Source organism: Streptomyces sp. NPDC050508, from assembly GCF_040655155.1.
GTDB lineage: Bacteria > Actinomycetota > Actinomycetes > Streptomycetales > Streptomycetaceae > Streptomyces.
Genome location: NZ_JBFAJJ010000010.1, coordinates 80,941 through 105,256 on the forward strand (window position 1 = coordinate 80,941; position 24,316 = coordinate 105,256).

Genomic DNA, 24,316 nt, shown 5'->3' on the forward strand with positions numbered 1-24,316 from the left:
GATGTACGTGGCGGACAGCCGCGCCAACGCCGACCCAAGTGCCGGGAGTACTACGGGTATTGCCCGTAGGACGGCGCGGGTGTCCGCCGTCGTCTCCCCCACGGTCTTCGCGCTCGGCGCGGTCAGCCTGATCACCGACGTGTCGTCCGAGATGGTGACCGCGGTCCTCCCGCTGTACCTGGTGACAGGCCTCGGCCTGTCACCGCTGGGCTTCGGTCTCCTGGACGGCATCTACAACGGCTTCTCGGCACTCGTCCGCCTGGCCGGCGGCCACCTCGCCGACCGCGGCGGCGGCCGCCACAAGTGGATCGCGGGCATCGGCTACGGCATCTCGGCGGCCTGCAAACCCCTCCTCCTCCTGGCCCACACCCTCACCCCCATCGGCCTGGTCCTGGCCGCCGACCGCACGGGCAAGGGCCTGCGCACGGCACCGCGCGACGCACTGATCTCGCTCTCCTCCACCCCGGAGAACCGCGGCCGTGCCTTCGGCGTACACCGCGCGATGGACACGGCGGGCGCGCTGCTCGGCCCGCTGGTGGCGTTCCTGATCCTCCGGACGACGGTGGACGGGTACGACGCGGTGTTCACGGTGAGCTTCTGTGTGGCGGTGGTCGGCGTCCTGGTGCTGGTGCTGTTCGTGCCGCGTTCCTCGTCGGCGCCGGTGGTCTCCTCAGCACCGGCAGCCGGGGAGGCCGTACACCCGACCCTCCGCGCGGCGTTCGCCCTCCTCGGCCGCCGCGACCTGCGCCGGATCACCGTCTGCGCCCTCCTGCTGGGCCTGGCGACGGTCAGCGACTCCTTCGTCTACCTGCTGCTGCAACGGCGACTCGGCGTGCCGGACCGCTGGTTCGCGCTGCTGCCGCTGGGCACGGCGGCGGCGTTCCTGCTCCTGGCCGTGCCACTGGGCCGCCTCGCGGACCGTGTCGGCCGCTGGCGGGTGTTCCTGGCGGGCCACGGAGCCCTCCTCACGGCGTACGCCATATTGCTGACCTCCTGGCACGGCACGGCCCTCCCCTACGCCGTCCTCCTCCTGCACGGCGGCTTCTACGCGGCGACCGACGGCGTGCTGATGGCGGTGGCCTCGGACAGCGTGCCGGAGGAACTGCGTTCGTCGGGGCTCGCGTTGGTGCAGACGGGCCAGGCTGCGGCGAGGTTCGTGTGCTCGCTCGGCTTCGGCGCGGCGTGGACGCTGTGGGGCGACCGTACGGCGCTCATGGCGTCGGCGGTGGCACTGACGGTCTGCGCGGTGTTCGCCCTGACGCTCCGCCCCGGCCGAACAGTTCTGGAGTCCGCCTCATGAACCTGCGCAACCGCATCCTGGTCCTCCTCGCGGCCGTCGCCGCCCTCGCCGCCGTCGCCACGGCCTCGGTCCTGCACGCGTCCGCGCGAGCGGAGCGACGGGACCAGGCCCAGCCCGGCGGCCCGAAGATCACAGCGGGCAGGCTCGCCCTGACGACGCCCGGCACCATGGTGTTCCGCAACATGGCGTGGGGCCCGCACCGCGACGAACTGACCACGGTCCCGGCCGCCGACCCCTCCGGCCCACGCACCGCATCCGACCTCAAGTGCCTCCGCTTCTACGCCGCTTCGGGCACCGGAGTCTGCCTCCAGGCGGTCCACGGCACGGTCACGGACACGTACCGCGCACTGATCCTGGACGCCCACCTCAAGGAGACGGCCCACTACGACGTCCCCGGCATCCCCTCCCGTGCCCGGGTCTCCCCCACGGGCCACTTCGCCGCGTGGACGGCGTTCGTCGGCGGCGACTCGTACGCGGGGACGAACTTCTCGACGCGGGCAGCGATCGTGGACACCAGGACGGGGAAGCTGATCCCGACCCTGGAGTCGTTCCGCATCCTCAAGGACGGCCACGTCTACCACGCGGCGGACGTCAACTTCTGGGGCGTGACCTTCGCGTCGGACGACCGCACGTTCTACGCGACGCTGGCGACGAAGGGCAGCACGTATCTGGTGCGGGGCGACCTGCGGGCGCGGACGGTCACCACGATCCACACCAATGTCGAGTGCCCGTCCCTGTCCCCCGACGGCACGAGGATCGCCTTCAAGAAACGGGTGAAGGGCCTCCCGAAGGACGCCCCGTGGCACCTTTACGTGCTCAACCTCCGCACGATGCACGAGACTTCGCTGGCGGAGCCGAGGAGCGTCGACGACCAGGCGGTCTGGCGCGACGACCACACGATCGTCTACGCCATGCCCGGGGACTACGGGGCGGACCTGTACGAGGTACCGGCGGACGGCACGGGCAGGGCCCGGCGGATCAGTACGGCGGCGGTGTCGCCGGCTTTCGTGCGGTGAGACTCCCCGCGTCGGGGCTGACAGTTCGTCAGCCGAACTGGAGATGCCCGTCCGAGTCGAGCCGGGCCGCGTCCAGCAGCGGCCGTACCGAGCCGTCGTCTTCGGCGAAGCGGAACCGCAGGGCCCACGTGCTCAGTTGCTTGGTCACGGGGTCATCGTGGCCGGCCAGGAGTTTCAACAGGACCTGGGAGAGATCCTCCGCCGTACCGCCGCCCCGGCCCTGCGCGGTGAAGGTGAGCAGATAGGCGGCGGCGCGGGCGACCGGCCACGTCCGTTCGGCGGTGAGGAGATCCGACCTCACCAGTGTGTCCAGCGTGGGCCGGAGCCGCTCACGCACCAGCCGGGCCTCCTTCTCCGCGCCGCGCGCGCCGAAACAGTCGCCGACGGCGAAGAGCGCGGCGTGCAGTTCGGTGACCATGGCGGGCTTCTCGTCGGGGTGGTCGCACTTGGACAGGTTCTCGGCGGCCCGGACACAGGCGTCGACGAGAGCCTGTCGTACCTCCTGGTTGCGGCACTGCAGGAACCCCAGTGCGAACAGTGCCCGGATCCGCAGCCAGGACTCCTGCCGTTCCTTCGTGAGGACGTCGATCAGGGCGGTGGCGACCTGCGCGGCCCAGCCCGCCGCGACGATCGTGTCGATCGCCTGACGGCGCGGGACACCGGCGTTCTGCAGCAGCGCGTGCTCGAACAGCCTTCTGGTGGCGGGCCGTACATGCTCGGGTATCGTCAGGTCCTGGCCCAGGCTCTCGGCCGCGTTCATGACGGTGCCGAACCATGACTCGTCGTTCGCGGGCCATACGTTGCACACCTCCACGCCCTCGGTGACGACGGCGTCGAGCGTGGCGGCCGTCCAGCGCATCCCGGCGGCTATGTCGGGGCGCGCGTCGGCGTCCTGGAACTCGTCGATCAGCGCTCGCACCTCAGCCTCGACGGTCTCCTTGTCCCGGCCCTTTCCCTGTACGGCACGCTGCCACAGGCCGTGCGCGGCGGTGGCGCGTTCCCGCAGGGTGGCGTCGGTGTTCCGGGCCCGGTCGAGCAGCACCTTGCCGACCCAGTCGCCCGGCGGCCCGTCCGAGGGATCGGACCAGCCTCCGGGCAGGGAGATGGCCAGTTCGAGATCGAGGGAACGGCCCGGATACAAGCTCGTCTCCCGCAGCTCCTCGGCACGCTGCAGCAAGCGCTGCACGCAGACACGGAGGGACCTGATGGCGGCCTTGTCGACCTTGGAATCCTTCGCCGCGGCCGTGTTCACGGTGTTCAGCAGCACGCTCTTGGTGACCGCCCGCCACACCCGGAAACCGAGCGGGGTCGTACTCACCGTCTCGACCAGCCGCTCCCTCATCAGTTCGAAGGCGTATCCCGACAGGGTGCCCAGCCAGATGAGCGCCTCGACGTTGCGCTGGGTGGGCGGCGCGGCGCCGATCAGGATCAGCCGGCTGACCACCGGGTCGATCTCGTCGGTGCTCTGACGGTGCACCGGCCTGCCCAGATCGGAGGCGACCCGCAGCCGGGAGACGAGGGCGTCGGCCTGGAGCAGCACGGTGTCCTCGTCGTTCGACAGGCGGCTCAGCAGCTCCCGGTGGGTGGCGGCCGGCGAGTGGGGGTCGACCGGGCCGCCCCTGCGGTCGTGTGCACCGCGCAGCCGGACGGCCAGCGCACTCAGGCCGCCCGCGTGGTCCAGGCCGAGCACGGACATGATCAGGTCGAACCGCTTGAGGTGCGCGTCCTCGAACTGAGCCTGCCCGGCACCGAGGGCGTGCGAAAGCGCCGAGTCGTCCTTCATGCCCATCTGGAGCGCGATGGCACCCTGGTTGACCTCAAGGTCCCGACGCAACATCAGACGTCCCAGCTGGGACGCGACGGCGTATCTGATCAAATCACGCGGATTGCTGATGTTGTTCAGCACGTGTGTGTGCGGAGGCGGCGCCATCGTGTGAAATTAGCAGCTCTTCATGCGCGGCAAGAGCGGCTTCTTGTGTTTGCTTTCGCCATTCATGAGTTGATCAAGAAAATACGCCTCTGACCTGCAAGTACCAAGAAACAAATCGGCTGCGGAAACTTGCGCCGCAATCCCCGGATCCGCCACTCTTGACACTGCGGAAAGCAACGACCCCCTGAAATGCGCTCAGGGGGTCGATTGCGAGAGAAGAAATCGGGCCCGAGTCGCATTCGGGCACGATCTTGAAACCACTAAGCGCACAAAGGACGCTGACATGGCTCTCTCTTACTTCAAGGGTACGCGCGCGGATGGCTGGTCGGTGCCGATTCCGTGGTGGGAGGACAGCAACGGCAAGCCGAACGCCTGGTGCGGAAAGCGTCCGAGCTGGCACGGACTGATCTTCTACGTGGCCGCCGTCGGCCCCACCCGCGCCGCCCTCAACGTCGTCGCACCGGCCGACTGGACCTGGTACCTGTTGACATACGGCGCCTGCCTCGCGATCGGCCTCGTCGTCGGCCGACTCATCCGCATCAAGGCGGACGAGGAGTTCTCGCGCAAGTGCAGCGGACTCCTCGGCTTCCTCGGGGTCACCGCCACGGGGCTCGTCGTCGCGCTCTCGAAGGCGCACTCACCGGCGGCCACCCAGCCCATGGCGGGCTACGCCCCGGTGGCGGGCGGTGCGTTCCTGCTGCTGCTCACCATGGGCGGCGGGCTGCTGTCCCGGATGTTCCCGCACTGCGTCGGGACGTCGGCGCAGGAGCTGGAGGCCCGGATCGGGGAACTGACGCGGCAGCTCGACGAGGCGCACCGCCGGCACTCGACCCTGCGGCAGGCACCCGCGCCTCGCGGTCACGCACACGACCCCAAGGTGGTACGTGCCTGGGCCCGCGATGCAGGGCTCGGCGTGCCGGCCCGTGGCCGCATCCCCCACCACATCCTGGAGGAGTGGCGGGCGGCGGGCAGCCCCACGTCCTGACCCGGACACCGGAAAAGAGGGTGGGCCCGACGGTTCAAACGACCGTCGGGCCCACCCTCTTGCCGTACGGCAGCGCCTACAGCACCGGCAGGTTCTTCCGCAGCTCGAACGCGGTGACCTCGCTGCGGTACTCCTCCCACTCCTGCCGCTTGTTGCGCAGGAAGAAGTCGAAGACGTGCTCGCCCAGGGTCTCCGCGACCAGGTCGCTGCGCTCCATCAGGGTCAGGGCCTCGCCCAGGTTCTGGGGCAGCGGCTCGATGCCCATCGCGCGGCGTTCCGCGTCGGAGAGGGCCCAGACGTCGTCCTCGGCGCCCGGGGGGAGCTCGTAGCCCTCCTCGATGCCCTTCAGGCCGGCGGCCAGGAGGAGTGCGTATGCCAGGTACGGGTTCGCGCCCGAGTCCAGGGAGCGGACCTCGACCCGCGCCGAGCCCGTCTTGCCGGGCTTGTACATGGGGACGCGGACCAGGGCGCTGCGGTTGTTGTGGCCCCAGCAGATGTACGAGGGGGCCTCGCCGCCCGCGCCCGCCGTGCGCTCGGAGCCGCCCCAGATGCGCTTGTAGGAGTTGACCCACTGGTTGGTGACGGCGGAGATCTCCGCGGCGTGCTTCAGCAGGCCCGCGATGAAGGAGCGGCCGACCTTGGAGAGCTGGTACTCGGAACCCGACTCGTAGAACGCGTTCCGGTCGCCCTCGAACAACGACAGGTGCGTGTGCATACCGCTGCCCGGGTGCTCCGAGAACGGCTTCGGCATGAACGTGGCCTGCACGCCCTGCTCCAGCGCCACCTGCTTCATGACCAGGCGGAACGTCATGATGTTGTCCGCCGTGGAGAGCGCGTCGGCGTACCTCAGATCAATTTCCTGCTGGCCGGGCGCGCCCTCGTGGTGGGAGAACTCGACCGAGATGCCCATCGACTCCAGCATGGTGATCGCCTGGCGGCGGAAGTCCATGCCCACGTTCTGCGGGGTGTGGTCGAAGTAGCCGGAGGTGTCGGCGGGCGTCGGGCGGGAGCCGTCCAGGGGGCGGTCCTTCAGGAGGAAGAACTCGATCTCCGGGTGGGTGTAGAAGGTGAAGCCCAGGTCGGAGGTCTTGGCGAGGGCGCGCTTCAGGACGTAGCGCGGGTCCGCGAAGGACGGGGAGCCGTCCGGCATCAGGATGTCGCAGAACATCCGGGCCGTACCGGGAGCCTCCGCGCGCCACGGCAGGACCTGGAAGGTGGAGGGGTCCGGCTTGGCGATCATGTCGGACTCGTAGACCCGGGCGAAGCCCTCGATCGCGGAGCCGTCGAAGCCGATGCCCTCGTCGAAGGCCTGTTCCAGCTCGGCCGGGGCCACGGCGACGGACTTGAGGAAGCCCAGCACGTCCGTGAACCACAGCCGTACGAACCGGATGTCGCGCTCCTCCAACGTCCGGAGCACGAACTCCTGCTGCTTGTCCATCTTCCGCTTCCCCATCCTTGCTGGTCAGGCCGCCTGTCCTCGTACCGCAGGAGGCGGTCGGGCACCTGAGCATCCCACCACAACACCATTTCGTGCGCGTTGCCGACCTTGATCGACCGGCCGTCCTCGGGCTGAACGGCTCGCGTACGGCAGATGTCCTGCGCTGATGCCCATCTGCTGACCATCTTGCCTGCTCGGACTGACATTCGTAATGCCTGGCCCGGGCACATCGCACTCTTCTGCGGTCTTTGCTGTGGGCGCCCTACAAGAACCCTTTCCTCCCCCACTACGATCAGCAGGTCCCGACCGTCCCGTCCCTTCCCCCAAAAGGACACACATCTCATGGGTTCCGCCAAGAAGACCGGTACCGCGGCGCGCAAGGCCCGCATCGAGGAGATGCGGCGCGCCGAGCAGTCCCGCGAGCGACGCACCCGGATCGTGAAGATCGCGGCGAGCGCGGTGGTCGTCGCCGGTCTCGTCGTCGGTGGTGTCGCCGTCGTGCACGCGCAGTCCGGCAAGAAGGACAGCTCCGCGAGCGACTCCAAGAGCGGCGGTTCGGGTCACTTCGTCGCCGGCGCGGACGGCGTGAACACGTGGAAGGGCACGCTGGGGCGCACCCACGTCAGCGGCACGGTGAACTACCCGATGCACCCGCCGGTGGGCGGCAACCACAACCCGGTGTGGCTGAACTGCAACGGCGACGTCTACGCCAAGTCCGTCAAGGACGAGAACGCGGTGCACGCGCTGGAGCACGGCGCGGTCTGGGTGACGTACAACAAGAAGGCCTCGGCGGCCGACGTGAAGGCGCTCGCGACCAAGGTGAAGTCGACGCCGTACTCGCTGATGAGCCCTTACGACAGCCAGAAGGACCCGATCATGCTGTCGGCGTGGGGGCACCAGCGGACGGTGAAGAGCGCGAGCGACCCGGACGTGAACAAGTTCTTCGCGAAGTTCGTGCAGGGCAGCCAGACGCCGGAGCCGGGTGCGGCGTGCACGGGCGGGCTGTCGCAGTGAGGCATGTGGCACTGATCGCGGGGGCCGCGGCGACGGCGCTCGTCGCGGCCGGCGCGATCACGTACGCGGTCGCCGAGGATGACGGCGGCTCCAGCAACTCCCCTGCTCCTACGGCCGATTCGGCCGACGCGGGCTTCGCGCGGGACATGGCGGTCCACCACCAGCAGGCCGTCGAGATGTCGTACATCGTGCGTGACCGCACGAAGAACGTGGAAGTACGGCGACTCGCATACGACATCGCGCAGACGCAGGCCAACCAACGGGGCATGCTGCTGGGCTGGTTGGACCTGTGGAACCTGCCGAAGGTGTCGGCCGATCCGCCGATGACCTGGATGGGCATGGGCGACATGGCGTCCGGCAAGGACGGCGCGCTGATGCCGGGGATGGCGACCAACACCGAGCTGAAGAAGCTGAACACGCTGAGCGGCAAGCCCGCCGAGGTGTTCTTCCTGCAGCTCATGACGGACCACCACAAGGGCGGTATCCACATGGCCGAGGGCTGTGTGGACAAGTGCCGGGTGGGGGTGGAGAAACGGCTGGCGCAGGGGATGGTCGACGCGCAGCAGTCGGAGATCCAGTTGATGGCCGACATGCTCAAGGAGCGTGGCGCAAAAGCGCGTTCGTAAAGCGTCCCCGGTCGTTCGTTACACGCCCGTAAGGAAAAAAGGCCCCAATTCGCCCCAGGTGACGGTTCCTTGGGTTTCTCTTGACTTTAGCGTTCCCCTGGCATGAACGGTTCATCGAAAGAGTGGCCCCCACGTGTGATCCATCCCGGACCCTCCCGCCGCGGGTTCCGTGCGGATCGACGACGACCAACCACTCCATGCGTGGAACCGCATAGCAGGGGGTTTTATGAGATCCAATCGCGCCACCATGCGCGCCGGAGTGAGCATGGCAGCGACACTGCCCATGATCGCCGGTGCGCTGGCGCTCGGCATACCCGCGGCGCACGCCGCGGACACCCCGGGCCGGGACACGCTCGCGGGCACCAAGCCCGCGTGGGCGACGGCCAAGGCGGACAAGGGAGCGACCTCCGACAGCTCCCAGGTCTCCGCCCGGGTCTACCTCGCCGGCCGGAACGCCTCCGGCCTCGCGGCGTACGCCAAGTCCGTCTCGGACCCGAGCTCGGCCCTGTACGGCAAGTACCTGAGCGCCGCTCAGGTACAGCAGCGCTTCGGCGCCACGACGGCCCAGGTGACCGCCGTCAAGTCCTGGCTGAAGTCCGCCGGGCTGAAGGTCACCGGCACCACGCAGCACTACGTCACGGTCACCGGTGACGTGTCCGCGGTCGAGAAGGCGTTCAGCACCTCGCTGCACAACTACTCGAAGGGCTCGAAGACCTACCGCGCCCCGTCGAAGACCGCCTCCGCGCCGGACAGCCTCAACGGTGCCGTCCTGACCGTCACCGGTCTGGACAACGCCCCGCACAAGGCGAACCACGACGACGCGCTGCCGGGTCCGACCACGGTGTTCAAGAACTCGGGGCCGTTCTCCTCGTACTACGGCTCCAACACCGCGAGCACGCTGCCTTCGGCGTACGGCCAGAAGATCCCGTACGCCATCGAGGGCTACACCGGCAAGCAGCTGCGTGCGGCCTACGGTGCGGGCAAGTACACCGGCAAGGGCGTGCGCGTCGCCATCACCGACGCCTACGCCTCGCCGACCATCGCCTTCGACGCGGCCACCTACGCGAAGAACCACGGCGACGCGAAGTACAGCACCAGCCAGCTCAAGCAGGTCCTCCCCGCGCAGTACACGCAGACCGAGGCCTGTGACGCGTCCGGCTGGTACGGCGAGGAGACCCTCGACGTCGAGGCCGTGCACGCGGTGGCGCCGGACGCGGGCATCACGTACGTGGGCTCCGCCTCCTGCATGGACGACGACCTGCTCGACTCGCTCAGCAAGGTCGTCGACAACCACCTGGCCGACATCGTCTCCAACTCGTGGGGCGACATCGAGGCCAACCAGACCCCGGACCTCGCGGCCGCCTACGACCAGGTGTTCCAGCTGGGCGCGGTCGAGGGCATCGGCTTCTACTTCTCCTCCGGTGACAACGGCGACGAGGTCGCCAACACCGGTACGAAGCAGGTCGACACCCCGGCCAACTCGGCGTGGGTGACGGCGGTCGGCGGTACTTCCCTCGCCGTCGGCAAGGGCGACAAGTACCTGTGGGAGACCGGCTGGGGCACCGAGAAGGCCGCGCTGTCCACGGACGGCAAGAGCTGGACCAGCTTCCCCGGCGCCTTCACCTCGGGTGCGGGCGGCGGCACCAGCAAGACCGTGGCCGAGCCCTTCTACCAGAAGGGTGTCGTCCCGGACGCGCTCGCCAAGGCCAACAGCGCCACCGGCAACCGCGTCGTCCCGGACATCTCGGCGATCGCCGACCCGAACACCGGTTTCAAGGTCGGCCAGACGCAGACCTACCCCGACGGTTCGGTGCAGTACAGCGAGTACCGGATCGGCGGCACCTCGCTCGCCTCCCCGGTGATCGCGGCGGTCCAGGCCCTGGCCCAGGAGGCGCGCGGCGGCAAGGCGATCGGTTTCGCCAACCCGTCGATCTACTCCAAGTACGGCACGAAGGTCTACCACGACGTGACCGACAACCCGACGGGCTCCGGCCTGGCGGTGGCGCGCGTGGACTTCGCCAACGCGTTCGACGCCTCCCAAGGCCTGCTGACCTCGGTCCGCAGCCTCGGCAAGGACAGCTCGCTGTCCGCGGTGAAGGGCTATGACGACGTGACCGGCGTGGGCACCCCGACGGGTGGCTACGTGGAGTCGTACAAGTCGCAGCAGTCACACCAGAAGCACTGATCCGCTGAGCGGTTCAGCATAGGGGCGTGGGGTCCTGACGGACCTCACGCCCCTTTGCGTTCGCCTCCGGCCAAGAAGGAGTGGATGTGAAGGCGTTCAGGCCCGCCCACCCGCGCGCGGTGGCGGTCGCGGCCGTCGCCCTGCTGGCGGCCGGCTGCTCGGGCCACTTCCAGCCGACGCAGACCCCGCACGTCCTGCTGACCAGCGGCGTCTACCAGGGCCAGGCCTGGTCGGTGTACGCCTGGCAGCAGGGCGGGCAGCTGTGCATGGAGGTCAACGGGCCCGGCGACCCGGCGGCCTCCGGGGTACCGGACGCCGGGGCCTGCGGGTTCGACGAGAAGAACCCGTCGTCGGGCTACTACTCCAGCGGCCCGGGGCCCGGTGACAGCGACGTCAACTACGGGCCCCTGCCCTCGCGCGCCACCCGGATCCGGGTGGCGACCAACGAGATCCTGCCGACCAAGCCGTTCCCGTCCGGCAAGCAACTGCCCGCCGGGCGCTACTGGATCCAGATCACGCCGAAGGACTGGCCGCTCCCGGCGAACGGCAGGGAGATCTCGCCGAAGCCACTGGACGCCGCGGGCCACCAGGTCCCGTACCAGGACTTCTGACGCGACAAGAAGACGGGAAGACAGGAAGACACGAAGAGACGACGGAGTGGCGTGGGGTGCACCACACCTCACGCCACCCCATTGCGTCGCCCTGACGATTACAGGCGATTACAGTGGACACCGTGCCTCCACTGAACTTCTGGTCGATCTATCAGCACGGCTTCGCCCGCGTCGCCGCCTGCACGGGCCACACCGTGATCGCGGACCCGCACGCCAACGCCGAGGCCGTCCTGCGCCACGCCCGCCGGTGCGACGAGGAGGGCGTCGCGGTCGCCGTCTTCGCGGAGATGGGCCTGTGCGGCTACTCCATCGAGGACCTGCTCCTCCAGGACGTACTCCTGGACCAGGTCGAGGAGGCGCTCCAGGAGGTGGTCACCGGCTCGGCCGAGCTGCTGCCGGTCCTGGTCGTCGGCGCCCCGCTGCGCCACCGCAACCGGATCTACAACTGCGCGGTGCTCGTGCACCGAGGCCGGGTCCTCGGCGTCGTACCGAAGTCGTACCCCCCGAACTACCGGGAGTTCTACGAGCGCCGCCAGATCGCCGACGGCGCGGACGAGCGCGGCGGTTCGATCCGGGTCGGCGGGGAGACGGTCCCCTTCGGCGTGGACCTGCTGTTCGCGGCGCAGGACATCCCGTCCCTCGTGCTGCACGCGGAGATCTGCGAGGACATGTGGGTGCCGGTGCCGCCCAGCGCGGAAGCGGCCCTCGCCGGCGCGACAGTCCTCGTCAACCTCTCCGGCAGCCCGATCACGGTCGGCCGCGCCGAGGACCGCAAACTCCTGTGCCGCTCGGCGTCCGCCCGCTGCCTCGCCGCGTACGTCTACGCGGCGGCCGGCCTCGGCGAGTCGACCACGGACCTGTCCTGGGACGGCCAGGCCATGGTCTACGAGAACGGCGCACTGCTGGCCGAGACCGAACGCTTCCCCCTGGGCGACGAGTACGCGGTGGCCGACGTCGACCTGGACCTGCTGCGGCAGGAACGCCAGCGGACGGGCACGTTCGACGACAACCGCCGTACGCATCAAGCGCGCACGGGTGACTTCCGGACGGTTCCTTTCACGCTGGATCCGCCCCTCACCGATCTGGGACTGCGCCGCCGCCTGGAACGCTTCCCGTTCGTGCCCGCCGACGCGGAGCGCCTCGCGCAGGACTGCTACGAGGCGTACAACATCCAGGTCGCGGGCCTGCAACAGCGGCTGGCGGCGATCGGCGGCCCGAAGGTGGTCATCGGGGTCTCCGGCGGCCTCGACTCCACGCACGCGCTGATCGTCGCGGCCCGAGCGATGGACCGCGCGGGCCGTCCGCGCAGCGACATCCTGGCGTGGACGCTGCCCGGTTTCGCGACCAGCGACCACACGAAGGACAACGCCCACGCGCTGATGCGGGCGATCGGCGTCACGGCGGCCGAGCTGGACATCACGCCGACCGCACGGCTGATGCTGAAGGAGATGGGCCACCCCTTCGCCTCCGGCGAGCCGGTGTACGACGTCACCTTCGAGAACGTCCAGGCCGGCCTGCGCACGGACTACCTGTTCCGCCTCGCCAACCAGCGCAACGGCATCGTCCTGGGCACCGGTGACCTGTCCGAGCTGGCGCTCGGCTGGTCCACGTACGGCGTGGGCGACCAGATGAGCCACTACAACGTCAACTCCGGCGTCCCGAAGACACTGATCCAGCACCTGATCCGCTGGGTCATCAGCAGCGACCAGTTCGACGAGGAGACCGGCAAGATCCTCGCCGCGATCCTCGACACGGAGATCAGCCCGGAGTTGGTACCGGGTGAGGAAATGCAGTCCACGGAGTCCAAGATCGGTCCGTACGCGCTGCACGACTTCACGCTGTTCCATGTGCTGCGGTACGGCTTCCGCCCGTCGAAAATCGCGTTCCTGGCGTGGCATGCGTGGCATGACGTGGAGGGCGGGGCGTGGCCGCCGGGATTCCCTGAGGCGAAGCGGGTGGCGTACGACTTGCCGGAGATCCGACGGTGGCTTGAGGTGTTCTGCCGACGGTTCTTCGGGTTCGCGCAGTTCAAGCGGTCGGCTATGCCTAATGGGCCGAAGGTTTCGGCGGGGGGGTCGCTTTCACCGCGGGGGGATTGGCGGGCGCCTTCTGATGGGTCGGCGGGGGTTTGGGTGGGGGATTTGGGGTGGTTTGACTAGAGAGCACGGAGAAGGGGCGGGTCGGGCGATGGTCACCGACCAGCCTTAGTTGCCGTCTCAGTGCGCCCGATCCGGTACCGCCCGCCGTTGTGTGCCAGATTTCTGTGAACCCTGACTGAGGGGCGATGGAGGTTGCCTTCGTAGGCGGCCACGGGCACCCGGAATCAGGATCGGGCAACCTGTGATTCGGGATCGCTGGGGCGCTGAGTGATCGCTTCCGGATGCCGGGATTCTCGCGCTCTCAATCCAACTGCTCCAGGAACCTGGCGGTGTTCAGGGTATCGGGGTGGTCTTCGCCTAGCACCCGGCGCCGTCGGGTCAAGGTGTCCTCGGCCAGGGCGCGGGCCTCTTCCGTCTGCCCCAGCGCCGCCAGCCGGACGGCCAGGTTGAAGGCGGTGCGCAAGGTGTTGGGGTGGTCCTCACCCAGCACCCGGCGCCGTCGGGTCAAGGTGTCCTCGGCTAAGGCACGAGCCTCCTGCGTCTGCCCAAGCACCGCCAGCCGGTTGGCCAGGTTGGAGGCGGTGCTCAGGGTGTCGGGGTGGTCCTCACCCAGCACCCGGCGCCGTCGGGTCAAGGTGTCCTCGGCCAGGGCGCGGGCCTCTTCCGTCTGCCCCAGCGCCGCCAGCCGGTTGGCCAGGTTGCTGGCGGTGGTCAGGGTGTGGGGGTGGTTCTCACCCAGCACCCGCTGGCGTCGGCTCAGAGTATCTTCGGCCAGGGCGCGGGCCTCCCGCGTCTGCCCCAGCGCCGCCAGCTGGATCGCCAGGTTGGAGGCGGTGTTCAGGGTGTGGGGGTGGTCGTCGCCCAGCGCCCTCCGTTGCCGGGTCAGGGTGTCCTCGTTCAGGGCGCGAGCCTCTTGCGTCTGCCCCACGGCCGCCAGCCGGATGGCCAGGTTGTTGGCGGTGCTCAGGGTGTCGGGGTGGTCTTCGCCCAGGAGACGGCGGCGGCGTTGGAGGGTGTCCTCGTCCAGGTCGCGGGCACGCGCGTGGTCCTGGGTGTCGTCGTGGGCGCGGGCAAGGCAGTAGGCGGTCCACAGGGTGCCCTCGTGGTCGGGGCCCAGTTTCCGCGACCAGACGTCGTACAGCTGCTGGAGTCGGTCTCGGGCCGTGTGGGCCTGGCCTCGGTCCATCAGATACCAGCAGGCGTCGCGGACCACGTCCCGCCCCGCCTTGGTGGTGATGAGGGCTGGGTCCACCGTCAGGAGGTGGGGCAGCAGCACCCGCCAGGCGGGCCATGCCGAGGGCTGGTCGATGTCTCCGGGAGTGGCCGCGGTCAGAAGGGCTTCAACATCCCGGCCCGCGTGTTCGCGTTGGTCGGGTGTGAGCTGGTCGTACAGGACGGTTTGGGTGAGGCGGTGGAGCTGGATGGTGCCTTCCTGCGTCCGGGCCAGACTGTGCCGGGTGACGGCATGCAGCGCTGCACCGGCGGCCAGACGGGTGGCCAGAGCGTCCTTCAGCGGTGGGGAGGCGTCGTCGGTGAGGTGGCTGGCGCTGGTAGTGACGGGGAAGGGTTCGGGAGCCAGCAGGGTCAGCGCGAACAGCAGGGCGGCCGCACCCGAGTGATCAGATTCCAGCCGGGTGGTGGTGAGACGGACCTGCGCGGCCAGCGAGACCGGGTAACCGACAGGGCAGCCCTCGGCCAGCACCGCAGCCGTGCTGCGTGCCAGTTCGGCGCTCAAATCCGCCGCGGACAGCCCGTCCGCGAGAAAGGCGGCGGCCTGCGCGAGAGCCAGAGGGAGATCATCGAGGGTCCGGGCGAGATGGCTGGCGTTGGTGTCGTCCAGGACGGCACCGCGCGCCCGCAGCAGTGCCACGGATTCGGCGCGGGTGAAGACGTCGATGTTCAGCGGGGTGGCATGGGCGTGCCAGTGCGGGTTGCGGGAGGTGATCAGCACATGACCCCGACCGCCCGGCAGATGCGGCGTCAGGGCGTCGGGGTCTTCGATGTTGTCGAAGACCAGCAACCACCGCGAGCGGGTGCGCAGTTCACCCAGCAACGCATCCACCGCCTCGGCCGAGGACGCCCCAGCAGGCGCGGCGCCGATACGGGTAGCCAGCTGAGCGAGCTGGTCAGGGATCAGAGCCGGGTCCTCGGACGCGATCCACCACGCGAGTTCGTACTCACCCGCGAAACGGTGCGCGTACTCCACCGCGAGCTGGGTCTTCCCCACCCCACCCCGCCCATGCAGCGCCTGCACCGCCACCTTCCCGCCGGCCGCCAGCGTCTGGCGCAGCCGGACCAACAGCCCGTCCCGACCGGTGAAGGAAGCATTACGGGACGGCAGGTTCCACACCCGCGGCAAAGACCCCGGCAGCCGCGGCCCACTGCCACCCAACTGCCGCAACGCCCCACCCCCCGGAAAGGACGGCGCAACGGTCGGCCGGGACGGACCGTCGACCGCCTCCAACAACGCCCGCCGCGCCGCCTCCTCACCCAGCCCGAACAGATCCCGGGCAATCACCGACCGCAGAATCGCCGGCGAGACCACCTCGGCCACCCGAACCGGAGTGACCTTCTCCTTCATCGCCACCACCGCCGACCACTCCGGCGTAGTGAACCGCTCCGGTTCGAAATAGGCGGGCGAGAACAACGCCAGCAAACGCCCCCGCTCCAGCGCGGCGCTCATCTTCAGGACGAAGTTGTCACCCGCACCCCAGTCCCAGAGATCCAACTCCACCTGGAACCCGGCATCCACCAACTGCCACGCCACCCACTCCGCCCAGGCCCGATCCGCCCCCGCATGACTGACGAACCACACCCCGTCAGGCGCACCGACCCCGCCCATCCCACATCCCCCGCGTCCAACCACCGCACCGCCCCGAACCACCGAGCCTAGAACCCCCCACCCCCAACCGCCCCGCGTTCCCCCACAAAGGCGCCCGATCCCGCCGCTCAAAAGGTGAACCTTCCAACCGACCGAGACGGGTGGGCGGGTGGGCTAAGTCAGGACTGCAGTGCTGGTGACTGGTCAGGTACGTGCGTTGCGACCACGCGCTCGCGTCCGGGTACCGCTCGACGCCGGTCCACCGCAGCCGCCGTACCGGCAACTCCCAACCCCAGTACCGCCAACACCGCTCCGGCCAGCGCAGGCGACGTCGCTCCGAAGCCCGCCGCCAAGGCGAGCCCCCCGATCCAAGCGCCGCCCGCGTTGGCCAAGTTGAACGCCGCCTGGTTTGCCGACGACGCCAACGACGGGCCCGCCGAGGCCTTCTCCATCACCATCAGCTGGAGCGGGGACCCGGTGACAAACGCCGCCACGCCCAGCAGGACGACCGCCAACGCCGCGCTCCACTCCGTGGTCATCAGGAGGGGGAACAGCGACAGGACGACCACCAGGGACACCAGCCCCCCGAACAACGTCCCCCGCATCGAGTGATCGGCCAGCCGTCCGCCCACCAGGTTGCCCGCCGTCGCCCCCACGCCGAACAGCGCCAGCAACAACGTCACGCTGCCGTCCGCGAAGCCCGCCGCGTCCGTCAGCATCGGGGTGATGTAGCTGTACGCCGAGAAGAGCGCGCCGAAGCCCGCGACCGTCGTGCCGAGGGCCAGCCACACCGGGAGCGACCTCAGCGCGGCCAGTTCGCCGCGCAGACCGGCGGCAGGCGCCTGCGCGTGGTCGTGCGGGATCAGCAGCGCCAGCGACGCTATCGCCGCCAGGCCGATCACGCTCACGCCGAGGAACGTGGCCCGCCAGCCCAGGTGTTGGCCCATCAGCGTGGCCGCCGGTACACCCACGATGTTGGCGATGGTGAGGCCCAGGAACATCAGGGAGACGGAGCGCGCCTTGCGTTCGGGCGCGACCATCGTCGTAGCGACCACCGCCCCTACGCCGAAGAAGGCGCCGTGCGGCAGACCGCTCAGGAAGCGGGCGGCCAGGAGGGAGTCGTAGCCGGGGGCGAAGGCGGACAGGGCGTTGCCGCCGACGAACAGGACCATCAGACCGATCAGCACCGTGCGGCGGGAGAGGCGGGCCGTCACCGCCGCGAGCAGCGGGGCGCCGATCACCACGCCCAGTGCGTACGCCGAGACCAGGTGGCCCGCCGTGGGGATCGAGACGTGCAGGTCGTCCGCGACCTCGGGCAGGAGGCCCATGATCACGAATTCGGTGGTGCCGATACCGAAAGCGCCGACGGCCAGAGCGAGCAGGGCCAGGGGCATGGAAGTGCCTGTGCCTTTCGAGGGAGAGCGGAGTTCCGTACTACCGAGCTTAAGTTCAGTTACGGAACAAAGACTCCCAGGCCCGCTATTCCACGAGGTTAAGAGCCCGTGTCGAGGTTCACACGGGCCGCGATCGGGAGGTGGTCGCTGCCCGTCCTGGGGAGGGTCCACGACGTGACCGGCTCCACACCCTGGACCATGATCTGGTCGATCCGCGCCATCGGGAACGAGGCCGGCCAGCTGAACCCGAAGCCGTCGCCCGCCGCGCCCTGCGTGGAGCGCATCTGGGAGGTGACCGCGTTCAGCGAGCGGTCGTTCATCGTGCCGTTCAGGTCGCCGAGGAGGATCTTCCGCTTCAGCGGCTCGGCGGCGATGGCCTCACCCAGCGCGTCCGCGCTCGTGTCGCGCTGCCGGGCGGTGAAGCCGGCTTCGAGCTTCACCCGCACCGAGGGGAGGTGGGCGACGTAGACCGCGATCTGTCCCTCGGGGGTCGCGACGGTGGCGCGCATCGCGCGCGTCCAGCCCAGCTTTATGTCCACGGCCTTGACGCTGCTCATCGGGTACTTGCTCCACAGGCCGACCGTGCCCTCGACCGAGTGGTACTTGTACGTCGACGCGAGCGCCTTCTCGTAGGTCGGGACCGCCGAGGCCGTCAGTTCCTCCAGGGCTACGACGTCCGCGCCGGACGCGGCCACGTCGCGGGCCGTACCGGCCGGGTCGGGGTTTTCGGCGTTGACGTTGTGCGTGGCCACCGTCAGGTCGCCGCCGGTGCCGGTCTTGTCGCTGAGCAGCAGTCCGCCGAAGAGGTTCAGCCAGACGACCGCCGGGAGCACGACGGCGATCAGCGCGGTCGCCGACTTGCGGAACAGGCCGAGCACCAGCAGCAGCGGGATCGCGATCCCGAACCAGGGCAGGAACGTCTCCGTGAGGCTGCCGAGGTTGCCGATCCGGTTCGGGATGCGTGAGTGCAGCAGCATGACCAGGGCCAGGAGAATCGCCAGCGCGGCGAGGATCAGGCCCCGGCGCCAGATCCGCGGATCGCCCCGCCAACCGTCGAGCAGTCTGTTCCGCAGGCGCCGAAGTCGGTCTCCGCGCTGCTCGTCCCCCGAGCCGCCGTCGTCCGTCTCCGCCACATACGCCTGCTGTGCCATACCGTCGCCTCACTACCTGCCGTGCACACCATCGTCCCCGCGTCTACGACCCTAGGGGATGATCGGTTCCGATCCGCCGTCCCATGACGGCCGTACGGGCACGAGGACGAACAAGTCGGCGTCCGGAGTTCCGAACACGGGCGACGGAAGCGCCTTCTGTGACGGAACGCGCACATTCCGACGGAGGCTCAGGCGGCGGGCCTGACGGGCCGTAGGGCCACCAGCACCGTGTCGACGAGGAGTTCCGACAGGCCCTCGGGGAGGTCCGCGTCGACGCGCATGACGGTGCGCAGGAGCATCGGTCCCACCAGCATGTCGTTCATCAGCTCGGCGTCGATGTCGGTGCGGAGTTCGCCGCTCTCCTGGCCGCGGCGCAGGATGTCCACCTGCTTGCGGCGCCGGGGTTCCACGACGGTCGCGTGGTAGGCGGCCCACACTTTCGGGCTGCTCTTCATCTGTGCGAACACGTTGTGCAGGAGCGCCGAGGACCGGGTCAGCAGGCCGCGCTGGCGCAGCTGTTCCATCATGGCGACGAGGTCGTCGCGCAGGGAGGTGCCGGGCAGTTCGGGGTCCTGCGGCTCGGCCTCGCGGACGACGTCGACGAACAGCTCCTCCTTGCCCGGCCAGCGGCGGTAGATGGTGGCCTTGCCGACACCGGCGGTGCGGGCGATGCGCTCGATGGAGAGTTCGGCCAGGGGCACGCCTTCCTCCAGGAGCTTCATCACGCCCTCCGTGATGGCGCGTTCGACGGCCTCGCTGCGCGGGCGTCCCCTGGTGGGCGCGCACGGCCGAGTCCCGTTGTCGGTGCCGTTGTCCGTACCGGTGCCGTTGTCGGCAAGGCTCACTTCACTCCGTCCCTTCCGCTGTTCCCCCCGTTCCCGTCTCAGGTGATTGTCGTCGCTATTCCCCTACGACGACCAACTCCTGCTCCTCCTTGCCCTCCTGAGGGACCGGAGGCCTGCCGGGCAGGAACAGGAACGCCACTACGGCGCCGACGACCGCGACGCCCGCGCCGCACAGGGCGGTGACGTGCATGGCGTGCAGGAAGGCGTCGTTGGCCGGGCCGACCAAAGCCCTGCCCTGCGGGCCGAGCTTCGCGGCGACACCGAGGGTGGCCTCGATGGACTCGCCGGCGGTGTCCTTAAGGGCGGACGGTACCGAGCCGAGCTTGCCCTCGATGCCGTTGCGGTACGCCGTGGACAGCACCGAGCCGAGGACGGCGATGCCGAGGGCGCCGCCGACCTGGCGGAAGGTGTTGCTCAGCGCGGACGCGGAACCCGCCTTCTCGCGCGGCAGGGCCTGCATGATGACGACGCTGGTCGGGGTCATGACGTGTGCCATGCCCGCGCCCATGAGGAAGAAGATGACCTCCAGGATCCAGATCGGCGTGTCCGCCTTCAGGGTCGCGAAGGCGGCGAGCATCCCGGCGAGCAGCACCAGGCCGACACCGGTCGTGATCCTGTTGCCGAACCGGTTGACGACCAGCCGGGCCCGCGGCGCGAAGATCATCTGCGCGGCGGCCAGCGGCAGCATCAACAGGCCGGTCTGCAGCGGCGAGTAGCCGCGCACGCTCTGGGTGTAGAAGACCGAGAAGAAGGTCACGCCCATCAGCGCGAAGAAGACCAGCGCGATGGCGGCGATCGCGGCCGAGAACACCTTGTTCTTGAAGTACGTGACGTCGATCGACGGGTGGTCGCTGCGCTTCTCGAACCACACGAACCCGGCGAGGACCACGACACCGGCGATGATCGTCGACAGCACCTTGGGCGCCGTGAAGTCGGCCAGCTCGCCGCCCTCGATGATGCCGTAGACCAGCAGGACGAGGCCTACGACGGACAGGACGACGCCGACCGGGTCGAGGCGGCCCGGATTCGGGTCGCGGGAGTCGGGGACCAGCCAGATCATCAGGGCGAGCGCGATCAGCACGATCGGCACGTTGATCAGGAAGACCGAGCCCCACCAGAAGTGGTCGAGGAGCACACCGCCGGTGATCGGGCCGATGGCGATGGCGAGGCCGACGCCGCCGGCCCAGATGCCGATGGCCTTGGGCTGCTCGTCGCGCTCGAAGACGTTCATGAGGACGGCGAGGGTGGCGGGCATCACGAACGCGGCACCGAGGGCCATCAGGGCGCGGAAGGCGATGAGCTGGGTCGGCGAGCCGGACTCGGCGGCGAGCGCGGAGCCGATGCCGAACACGACGAGCCCGCCGAGCAGGACCTTCTTGCGGCCGATCCGGTCGCCGAGGAGGCCCGCGGTGAACAGCAGACCGGCGAAGACGAGGGTGTAGGCGTTGATCGCCCACTCCAGCTCGCTCTGTGTCGCGCCCAGGCCGGTCGGGGCCGGGGTGGAGATGGTCTTGATGGCGACGTTGAGGATCGAGTTGTCGAGCACCACGATCAGCAGGCTCAGCATCAGCACGCCGAGGATGGCCCAGCGGCGACGGTGCACCGCTTCGGGTATCCGGGTGCCAGGGACGGGTGGAGTGGTCATGCCGACCAGACTAGGGAGTTCCGGGCGAGTTTCGATACGAGACCGTGCCGTATCGTAAATCTTTTACTCAGACCTTACGCATGCCTCCTTACGTGACGGGGGTGACGGGGGTCCCTCTGGCCCTCCGTGGCACGAGGTGCCACCATGGAGGGGATCCGGGGACGCCGTGAGGGCGCTTCGAGATGACTGAAGGAGCCGTTGCAATGACGCAGCTTTCGGCTGCCCAGGCTGGGAAGAACAGCTCCTCCGACGGCAGCAAGGCGCTGTACGGAGGCAAGGGCACACGCCGTATCACCGTTCGCGACATCGGCCTCGCCAAGGAGCGCGGCGAGAAGTGGCCCATGCTCACCGCCTACGACGCGATGACCGCGTCCGTCTTCGACGAGGCCGGTATCCCGGTCATGCTCGTCGGCGACTCGGCGGGCAACTGCCACCTCGGGTACGAGTCGACCGTGCCCGTCACGCTGGACGAGATGACCATGCTGTCCGCCGCGGTCGTGCGGGGCACGCAGCGTGCGTTGATCGTGGGCGACCTGCCCTTCGGTTCCTACCAGGAGGGTCCGGTGCAGGCGCTGCGCTCGGCGACCCGGCTGGTGAAGGAGGCGGGGGTCGGCGCGGTGAAGCTGGAGGGCGGCGAGCGGTCGCACGAACAGATCCGGTTGCTGGTCGAGTCCGGGATTCCGGTCATGGCGCACATCGGTCTCACCCCGCAGTCCGTGAACGCGATGGGGTATCGCGTGCAGGGGCGTGGCGAGGAGGCCGCCCAGCAGTTGCTGCGGGACGCGAAGTCCGTGCAGGACGCGGGGGCGTTCGCGGTCGTACTGGAGCTGGTGCCGGCGGAGTTGGCGGCCGAGGTGACTCGGGTGCTGCACATTCCTACCGTCGGGATCGGGGCGGGGGCCGAGACGGACGCCCAAGTCCTGGTGTGGACCGACATGTTGGGGCTTACGGGCGGTCGGATGCCGAAGTTCGTGAAGCAGTACGCCGATCTGCGTGCGGTCATGGGTGACGCGGCGAAGGCGTTTGCGGAGGATGTCGTCGGCGGAACGTTCCCTCTTGAGGAGCACTCGGTCCACTGACCGGTTCAGAGCCACTGCGGCACCATGGCAGCCCGCCGAACTTCCCCCGTCGGCGGGCTGCCTCTTTGTTGCCTGCCGCCCGCCCTGGGGGCTCCGCCCCCAGACCCCCGGCCTATGCCCACCCACCACCCGTTTACTGTCGGTCAAAAGGTGAACCTCCAAAACACCCGAGACGGGTGGGTGGGTGGGAAAAAGAGGCCCCTGCACCAGCCGTCGGTCGCCTGTAGGTGGCTGTCGGTGGCTGTCGGTGGCTGTCGGTGGGATGTCGGCGATCTGTCGGCAGGCCCTGGCACTGTCATCGGCATGACGCGAATCGACAACACTCCCAGCGGCACGGCAGTCACCGTGCGGGGGCTGGTCAAGCACTACGGCGAGACCAAGGCGCTGGACGGCGTCGACCTGGACGTCCGGGAGGGCACCGTGATGGGTGTGCTCGGGCCGAACGGTGCCGGTAAGACCACCCTCGTACGGATCCTGTCCACGCTGCTCGCCCCGACCTCCGGCGAGGCCACCGTCGCCGGCTACGACGTCCTGCGCCAGCCCCGCCAGCTGCGCCGGGTGATAGGCCTCACCGGCCAGTACGCCTCCGTGGACGAGAAGCTCCCCGGCTGGGAGAACCTCTACATGATCGGGCGGCTGCTGGACCTGTCCCGCAAGGACTCCCGGGCCCGCGCCGACGAGCTGCTGGAGCGGTTCTCACTGACGGATGCCGCCAAGCGGCCCGCCAGCACTTACTCCGGCGGTATGCGGCGACGGCTCGACCTCGCCGCCTCGATGATCGGGCACCCGCAGGTGCTGTTCCTCGACGAACCGACCACCGGCCTGGACCCGCGCACCCGCATGGAGGTGTGGGACGAGGTGAAGTCCATGGTCGGCGGGGGCGTGACCGTGCTGCTCACCACCCAGTACATGGAGGAGGCCGAAGCGCTCGCCTCCGAGCTGACCGTCGTGGACCACGGCAAGGTCATCGCGAACGGCGGGATCGACGAGCTGAAGGCGAAGGTCGGCGGACGGGCGTTGCGTATTCGGCCGACCGATCCGCTGCAACTTCGGCCGCTGGCCCACGCGTTGGACGAGCTGGGCATCACCGGCCTGGCCACCGTCACCGTCGACGTGGAGAGCGGCACCGTCCTGGTGCCGATCCTCAGCGACGAGCAACTCACCGCCGTCGTAGGAGCGGTGAGCGCCCGCGGTCTCACCATCGCCTCCATCACCACCGAACTGCCCAGCCTGGACGAGGTGTTCCTGTCCCTCACCGGCCACCGTGCCAGTGCCCCGCAGGACACCGTGCCCACCCAAGACCGCGAGGAGGTCGCCGTATGAGCGCCATCGCCGTACACCCCGTCGACACCGCGGCGGACCCCCGTATCCCGCTGCGCAACCATCTGCGCCACACCGGCGCGCTGATCCGCCGCAACCTGCTGTGGATCCGGCAGGACCCGGAGTCGATGTTCGACGCCATCCTGTTCCCGGTCATCTTCACGCTGCTGTTCGTGTACGTCTTCGGCGGCTCGATCGGGCAGTCGCTCGGCGGCGGGCAGGAGGCGTACGTGCAGTACGTCGTGCCCGGTCTGCTCGCCATGATGGGCATGAACATGGCCCAGGGGGTGGGCACCGGCTTCAACACCGACTTCCACACCGGGGTCATGGACCGGTTCCGGTCGCTGCCCATCGGGCGCGCCTCGGTGCTGATCGCCAAGATCTCGGTCGAGATGATGCGGATGCTGGTCGCGTCCGCGGTGCTGATGGTCGTCGGTGTTCTTGTCGGCTTCCACATCCACCACTGGCTCGGCATGTTCGCCGCGATCGGACTGTCCGCGGTGTTCGGCTCGGCCCTGATGTGGGTGTTCCTCACCCTCGGCGTGACCATGAAGAGCGCGCAGTCCGTGCAGGCCATGGGCTTCCTGGTGCTGATGCCGCTGCAGTTCGGCTCGTCGATCTTCGCGCCGACCGGGTCGATGCCGGGCTGGCTGCAGAACTTCACCGACTACAACCCGCTGTCCGCCCTGGCCGACGCGGCCCGCGGGCTGATGGTGGGCGGCCCGGTCGCCCACGGCACGCTGCTGACCCTCGCCTGGTCGGTGGGGCTCACCGCGGTGATGGCCCCGATCTCGATCTACAAGTTCCGCACCAAGACCTGACCTGCCGTGACCGGCCCGCCGGGTTCGCCCGGTCCA

Annotated in this window: 18 protein-coding genes; 11 read left to right on the forward strand and 7 right to left on the reverse strand. The window is 69.2% G+C overall.

The window, feature by feature from the left end; translation table 11 throughout:
- The first annotated feature begins 1 nt into the window (after nucleotide 1).
- Together AB0I69_RS27575 and AB0I69_RS27580 are read left to right on the forward strand one after the other, a co-directional pair.
- Nucleotides 2-1,300: an MFS transporter gene (locus AB0I69_RS27575; protein WP_363098384.1), complete on the forward strand. Its 1,299-nt coding sequence runs from the start codon at nucleotides 2-4 to the stop codon at nucleotides 1,298-1,300.
- Nucleotides 1,297-2,316 (forward strand): TolB-like translocation protein, encoded by a 1,020-nt coding sequence (locus AB0I69_RS27580; RefSeq protein WP_363098385.1) that lies wholly within the window; start codon nucleotides 1,297-1,299, stop codon nucleotides 2,314-2,316. Before AB0I69_RS27575 ends, AB0I69_RS27580 begins: the two co-directional genes overlap by 4 nt.
- Nucleotides 2,317-2,344: 28 nt before the next feature.
- Here AB0I69_RS27580 and AB0I69_RS27585 read toward each other — a convergent pair whose 3' ends face one another.
- On the reverse strand, nucleotides 2,345-4,153 hold the full coding sequence (locus AB0I69_RS27585) for a hypothetical protein (RefSeq protein ID WP_363098386.1): 1,809 nt from the start codon (nucleotides 4,151-4,153) through the stop codon (nucleotides 2,345-2,347).
- 376 nt (nucleotides 4,154-4,529) lie between these two features.
- Between AB0I69_RS27585 and AB0I69_RS27590 the strand changes: the two genes are divergently transcribed.
- Nucleotides 4,530-5,231 (forward strand): histone-like nucleoid-structuring protein Lsr2, encoded by a 702-nt coding sequence (locus AB0I69_RS27590; protein ID WP_363098387.1) that lies wholly within the window; start codon nucleotides 4,530-4,532, stop codon nucleotides 5,229-5,231.
- 76 nt (nucleotides 5,232-5,307) lie between these two features.
- On the opposite strand, the gene glnA is transcribed toward AB0I69_RS27590, so the two are convergent.
- Nucleotides 5,308-6,669, reverse strand: a complete 1,362-nt coding sequence (gene glnA, locus AB0I69_RS27595; RefSeq protein WP_363098388.1) for a type I glutamate--ammonia ligase — start codon at nucleotides 6,667-6,669, stop codon at nucleotides 5,308-5,310.
- Nucleotides 6,670-7,011: 342 nt separating this feature from the next.
- Between glnA and AB0I69_RS27600 the strand changes: the two genes are divergently transcribed.
- The 5 genes from AB0I69_RS27600 (at nucleotide 7,012) to AB0I69_RS27620 (ending at nucleotide 13,264) form a co-directional block, all read left to right on the forward strand.
- Nucleotides 7,012-7,683 carry a DUF3105 domain-containing protein gene (locus tag AB0I69_RS27600; RefSeq protein ID WP_363098389.1) on the forward strand — a complete coding sequence of 224 codons (672 nt, stop codon included), beginning with the start codon at nucleotides 7,012-7,014 and terminating at the stop codon, nucleotides 7,681-7,683.
- Entirely contained in the window at nucleotides 7,680-8,309 is a 630-nt protein-coding gene (locus tag AB0I69_RS27605; protein ID WP_363098390.1) for a DUF305 domain-containing protein, read from the forward strand. Before AB0I69_RS27600 ends, AB0I69_RS27605 begins: the two co-directional genes overlap by 4 nt.
- Before the next feature lie 265 nt (nucleotides 8,310-8,574).
- The gene (locus tag AB0I69_RS27610) at nucleotides 8,575-10,494 is read left to right on the forward strand and encodes a S53 family peptidase (protein ID WP_363098391.1); all 1,920 of its coding nucleotides are present in this window, start codon (nucleotides 8,575-8,577) and stop codon (nucleotides 10,492-10,494) included.
- Between the two features lie 86 nt (nucleotides 10,495-10,580).
- Nucleotides 10,581-11,105 (forward strand): hypothetical protein, encoded by a 525-nt coding sequence (locus AB0I69_RS27615; protein WP_363098392.1) that lies wholly within the window; start codon nucleotides 10,581-10,583, stop codon nucleotides 11,103-11,105.
- A 122-nt stretch (nucleotides 11,106-11,227) separates the two neighbouring features.
- A complete protein-coding gene (locus AB0I69_RS27620) occupies nucleotides 11,228-13,264 on the forward strand; it encodes an NAD(+) synthase (RefSeq protein ID WP_363098393.1) in 2,037 nt (678 codons plus the stop codon).
- A gap of 241 nt (nucleotides 13,265-13,505) precedes the next feature.
- Here AB0I69_RS27620 and fxsT read toward each other — a convergent pair whose 3' ends face one another.
- From fxsT to AB0I69_RS27645, 5 genes are all read right to left on the reverse strand, one after another.
- A complete protein-coding gene (fxsT, locus tag AB0I69_RS27625) occupies nucleotides 13,506-16,046 on the reverse strand; it encodes an FxSxx-COOH system tetratricopeptide repeat protein (RefSeq protein WP_363098394.1) in 2,541 nt (846 codons plus the stop codon).
- Between the two features lie 158 nt (nucleotides 16,047-16,204).
- Nucleotides 16,205-17,419: an MFS transporter gene (locus tag AB0I69_RS27630; protein ID WP_363098395.1), complete on the reverse strand. Its 1,215-nt coding sequence runs from the start codon at nucleotides 17,417-17,419 to the stop codon at nucleotides 16,205-16,207.
- A 98-nt stretch (nucleotides 17,420-17,517) separates the two neighbouring features.
- On the reverse strand, nucleotides 17,518-18,570 hold the full coding sequence (locus AB0I69_RS27635) for an endonuclease/exonuclease/phosphatase family protein (RefSeq protein WP_363098396.1): 1,053 nt from the start codon (nucleotides 18,568-18,570) through the stop codon (nucleotides 17,518-17,520).
- Between the two features lie 188 nt (nucleotides 18,571-18,758).
- Complete coding sequence (locus tag AB0I69_RS27640; protein WP_363098397.1) at nucleotides 18,759-19,415, reverse strand: TetR/AcrR family transcriptional regulator; 657 nt, start codon at nucleotides 19,413-19,415, stop codon at nucleotides 18,759-18,761.
- Between the two features lie 55 nt (nucleotides 19,416-19,470).
- Nucleotides 19,471-21,060 (reverse strand): MFS transporter, encoded by a 1,590-nt coding sequence (locus AB0I69_RS27645; RefSeq protein ID WP_363098398.1) that lies wholly within the window; start codon nucleotides 21,058-21,060, stop codon nucleotides 19,471-19,473.
- Nucleotides 21,061-21,263: 203 nt separating this feature from the next.
- Between AB0I69_RS27645 and panB the strand changes: the two genes are divergently transcribed.
- The 3 genes from panB (at nucleotide 21,264) to AB0I69_RS27660 (ending at nucleotide 24,280) form a co-directional block, all read left to right on the forward strand.
- Complete coding sequence (gene panB, locus AB0I69_RS27650) at nucleotides 21,264-22,139, forward strand: 3-methyl-2-oxobutanoate hydroxymethyltransferase (protein ID WP_363098399.1); 876 nt, start codon at nucleotides 21,264-21,266, stop codon at nucleotides 22,137-22,139.
- Between the two features lie 303 nt (nucleotides 22,140-22,442).
- Complete coding sequence (locus AB0I69_RS27655) at nucleotides 22,443-23,462, forward strand: ATP-binding cassette domain-containing protein (RefSeq protein ID WP_363098400.1); 1,020 nt, start codon at nucleotides 22,443-22,445, stop codon at nucleotides 23,460-23,462.
- Nucleotides 23,459-24,280: an ABC transporter permease gene (locus AB0I69_RS27660; protein ID WP_363098401.1), complete on the forward strand. Its 822-nt coding sequence runs from the start codon at nucleotides 23,459-23,461 to the stop codon at nucleotides 24,278-24,280. Before AB0I69_RS27655 ends, AB0I69_RS27660 begins: the two co-directional genes overlap by 4 nt.
- Nucleotides 24,281-24,316: the final 36 nt, after the last annotated feature.

Bases quoted from the DNA above. Each gene is read 5' to 3' on its own strand.
- fxsT (WP_363098394.1), bottom strand. From the start codon at position 16,046: ATGGGCGGGGTCGGTGCGCCTGACGGGGTGTGGTTCGTCAGTCATGCG.
- AB0I69_RS27575 (WP_363098384.1), top strand. From the start codon at position 2: ATGTACGTGGCGGACAGCCGCGCCAACGCCGACCCAAGTGCCGGGAGT.
- AB0I69_RS27580 (WP_363098385.1), top strand. From the start codon at position 1,297: ATGAACCTGCGCAACCGCATCCTGGTCCTCCTCGCGGCCGTCGCCGCC.
- AB0I69_RS27590 (WP_363098387.1), top strand. From the start codon at position 4,530: ATGGCTCTCTCTTACTTCAAGGGTACGCGCGCGGATGGCTGGTCGGTG.
- AB0I69_RS27610 (WP_363098391.1), top strand. From the start codon at position 8,575: ATGGCAGCGACACTGCCCATGATCGCCGGTGCGCTGGCGCTCGGCATA.
- AB0I69_RS27645 (WP_363098398.1), bottom strand. From the start codon at position 21,060: ATGACCACTCCACCCGTCCCTGGCACCCGGATACCCGAAGCGGTGCAC.
- panB (WP_363098399.1), top strand. From the start codon at position 21,264: ATGACGCAGCTTTCGGCTGCCCAGGCTGGGAAGAACAGCTCCTCCGAC.
- AB0I69_RS27655 (WP_363098400.1), top strand. From the start codon at position 22,443: ATGACGCGAATCGACAACACTCCCAGCGGCACGGCAGTCACCGTGCGG.
- AB0I69_RS27630 (WP_363098395.1), bottom strand. From the start codon at position 17,419: ATGCCCCTGGCCCTGCTCGCTCTGGCCGTCGGCGCTTTCGGTATCGGC.
- AB0I69_RS27600 (WP_363098389.1), top strand. From the start codon at position 7,012: ATGGGTTCCGCCAAGAAGACCGGTACCGCGGCGCGCAAGGCCCGCATC.
- glnA (WP_363098388.1), bottom strand. From the start codon at position 6,669: ATGGACAAGCAGCAGGAGTTCGTGCTCCGGACGTTGGAGGAGCGCGAC.
- AB0I69_RS27635 (WP_363098396.1), bottom strand. From the start codon at position 18,570: ATGGCACAGCAGGCGTATGTGGCGGAGACGGACGACGGCGGCTCGGGG.
- AB0I69_RS27660 (WP_363098401.1), top strand. From the start codon at position 23,459: ATGAGCGCCATCGCCGTACACCCCGTCGACACCGCGGCGGACCCCCGT.
- AB0I69_RS27585 (WP_363098386.1), bottom strand. From the start codon at position 4,153: ATGTTGCGTCGGGACCTTGAGGTCAACCAGGGTGCCATCGCGCTCCAG.